Origin of the sequence: Roseiarcus sp. (assembly GCF_052145395.1) — a bacterium.
GTDB lineage: Bacteria > Pseudomonadota > Alphaproteobacteria > Rhizobiales > Beijerinckiaceae > Roseiarcus.
Map to the genome: position 1 here is coordinate 1 of NZ_JBKQOT010000300.1, position 2976 is coordinate 2976.

Here is a 2976-nt window from a genome sequence, read left to right on the forward strand (position 1 = left end):
TCACGCCGGAATCGAACCTGGCCGCCAGCTGACCCAGAGCCTTGCGGCTCGCGGCCCGGAATCCGATGCCGACGAACGCGGCGTCGCCCTGGCTCGTGACGTAGGAGAATGGTGCGTCACCGTAGCTGCGCATGTAGAGGCTGTCACCCTTCTGCTCGAGATCGAGCAGACCGTAGTCGAGCATGAACTGGCGCGCTGCAGTCGGATCGGGGTGACGGAAGATCACATATTCGATGTCGTCGATAAGCATTGGGTCCTCCTTGGCATTGACGGCGCGCCGCCTGGGCGCGACCGGTCTCTTTCGCCCGGAAATGGCATGGAGAGGATGCGTGGACGACGATGTCCATGAACGCCTTCCTCCCTGTCGCCGCCTCGACGCCGTTGCGCCACCGAGCTTAGCTCGACGCTTAAGTCAGTCTGACTGGATAGTCAATATGAAGGCCGCCCGCGAACTGGGGGCGAGGCATGTTTCGCCTGCGACCGATCGTCGCGGACGACTCCACTTCCTCGTCAGCGCCAGCTGTCGATTTGCCGGAATGGCCGCCCCGCGCCGGTTTCTTTATGACGAGGCAGCCGCTACGCTCCACCGCATTCTTACAACTAATATAAGTGCCAACCGACAGGCGCGTGGCCGTCTGAAGGAGGATCTGGCGCGCGTGCTCGAAGCTCTTCCCTTCGGCGGCCCATCGCTCGATCTCGCGATGGAGGCGGCGATCGGCGTCGTGCTGCAGGTGCTCGCCGCGATCGGCGAGGGTCGCCTCAAAGGCGCCGTCGCACAACCTACTGTCGGCGCGGTGCTCGGGGCGATTGGGATCGGAAAGCAGCACGCGGTGGCGACGCTTGCGAAACTCAGGCGCGCCAAGGCGGCGCCCATCGAGAGGGCGCCGGCCGCGTAGTCCGCCCGCGAGCCGGATCAGGCCGCGGCGAGGACGGCGGTCGTCTGTTCGCCGAGGTCAAGCGTGCCGTCGGCGCTGAAAATGCGCGCCGCGACCGAGTCGCCGGGCCGAAGATATTCAGCCCTGCGCCGCTGCGCATTCAGGAATAGCTTCCAGAACTGGCGTTCGGGCAGCAGCTGGACGATCCGGCGGATCGGGGCGGGCGGAAGGCGCAGGGCGCAGCCGCTCGGCGTTCCTGTCAGCAACACGTCGCCGGGCGCGATGTTGGCGAAGGTGGACAATTCGGAAATAGTCTCGGCCGGCTTGAATACGAGATTCCGCGTCGAGTCCCGCTGCCGGACCGCGTCGTTGACCGTGAGAAGCAACTCGAGATCGTCGAGGCCGGCGAATTCGTCGGCGTCGGGCACGGTCAGCCACGGGCCGATCGGGCAGAAGCCGCGATAACTCTTGCCCTTGAAGAATTGCATTTGCGGCAGCTGCACGTCGCGTGCGCTGAAGTCGTTAGCGATGGCGACGGCGAACACATAGTCCTTGAGGTTCTCGCGCGTGACGGTCACGGCCGAGACGATCGGCCGCCGGAAGATCAGGGCGAGCTCGATTTCGTAGTCGAGCAGCGAAACGTGCTTCGGCGGCGTGACGGTTCCCTTCGCAGAGGCGACGGAGGCGTCCGACTTGGTGAAGAACATGTTGAACGCCTTGGCGTCCGGATCCATGCCGGATTCGATCATGTGCTGGCGATAATTCGCGCCCTGGCAAAAGATGCGACATGGCGTCGTCACCGGCGAAAGGATGCGCGCCTGCTCGAAGGACACGCTCGGCGCTCTCGCCGAGGCCCGGCGCCAATCCGCTTCTCCATGCTCGATCAGCGCCGCGGTCGTCGGATAGGCGCCGTCGAGCGGCGCGATCCCTGACGCCGACGCGACTCCCCAAGAGGGCGCGCCGTCGAGCTCGTAATGAACAAGATTTGTCGCCATGCCTTGAGTCCTCCTTGGGAGCGTCGGGGTCAGGACCCGCCCGGACAAATTTTTTTGGCCAGACGGATTTTTCGTATTGACTATTTAGTCGTATTGACCGATAAGTGCAACAGAAAAGTTTGCAGTCGGAGGATCACCATAACGCCTAAGGATAATTCGGGGAACGGGGGCCGCCCGCTCGCGGTCGAGGTCGCCATCGTCGGCGCCGGCCCGGTCGGGCTCATGATGGCGAATTTGCTCGGCCTCGCCGGGATTCGCGTGCTGGTTCTCGAGCGAAACGCCGGCCTGCTCGGCTTGCCGCGGGCGATCGCCTATGACGCGGAGACGCTGCGTCTCTTCAGCCAGGTGGGACTCTTCGACGAGATCGCGCCGGGTCTCATTCAGGATCCGCACGTGCGCCACCTGAACGCGCGCAACGTCACCCTGATGGCGGCCGACTTCCCCCGCGGCCTCTACGGCCATTCCTCGCTCGGCACCTTCTACCAGCCCGACTTCGAGCGGGTCCTGCTCAAGGGACTGGCGCGAGTCCCGTCAGTCCGGGTCGCCTTCGAACATGAGGCGACCGACCTCGTCAAGAACGCCGAGGGTGTGGCGCTCACCGTCGCGACGCCATCCGGCGCGACGACGATCGAGGCGGACTACGTCGTCGCTTGCGACGGCGGCGCCAGCGCGACGCGGGAGCGCCTTGGCCTCAAGCTCGTCGGCTCGACCTATTCGGAGCGCTGGCTGGTGGTCGACGCGATCGTCAAGAATCACGACGTCAGGCAAATCACCTTCAGTTGCGATCCGCGCCGGCCTCGAGTCGAGCTGCCGGCGGTCGGCGAGCGCGTCCGCTGGGAGTTCATGCAACTGCCCGGCGAAAGCGAGGAGACGTTGAAGCGCGACGAGACGATCCGCGCCCTCGTCGCGGAGGCGGGCGGCGCCGTTTCGTTCGAGATCGAGCGCAAGGCCGTCTATGCGTTCCATGCGCGCGTCGCCGAACATTGGCGGCGCGGCCGGGTGTTCCTCGCCGGCGATGCGGCGCATCTGATGCCGCCGTTCGCCGGGCAGGGGATGAACGGCGGCATGAAGGATGCCTCGAACCTGGCCTGGAAGCTGGCCGCCGT

4 protein-coding genes are annotated in these 2976 nt (G+C 65.4%); 2 read left to right on the forward strand and 2 right to left on the reverse strand.

All coding sequences use genetic code 11. From position 1 onward, the window contains the following. Window positions 1-250, reverse strand: a 250-nt coding sequence (locus ACLP25_RS10080) for a hypothetical protein (protein ID WP_442469060.1), incomplete at its 3' end; no start/stop codon positions are given. Between the two features lie 406 nt (window positions 251-656). Here ACLP25_RS10080 and ACLP25_RS10085 point away from each other — a divergent pair. Further along, complete coding sequence (locus tag ACLP25_RS10085) at window positions 657-896, forward strand: hypothetical protein (protein WP_442469061.1); 240 nt, start codon at window positions 657-659, stop codon at window positions 894-896. A 17-nt stretch (window positions 897-913) separates the two neighbouring features. On the opposite strand, the gene ACLP25_RS10090 is transcribed toward ACLP25_RS10085, so the two are convergent. Continuing rightward, the gene (locus ACLP25_RS10090) at window positions 914-1870 is read right to left on the reverse strand and encodes a fumarylacetoacetate hydrolase family protein (protein WP_442469062.1); all 957 of its coding nucleotides are present in this window, start codon (window positions 1868-1870) and stop codon (window positions 914-916) included. A gap of 222 nt (window positions 1871-2092) precedes the next feature. Between ACLP25_RS10090 and ACLP25_RS10095 the strand changes: the two genes are divergently transcribed. Next, window positions 2093-2976: FAD-dependent monooxygenase (locus ACLP25_RS10095; RefSeq protein WP_442469063.1), on the forward strand; the 884-nt coding region annotated here is incomplete at its 3' end.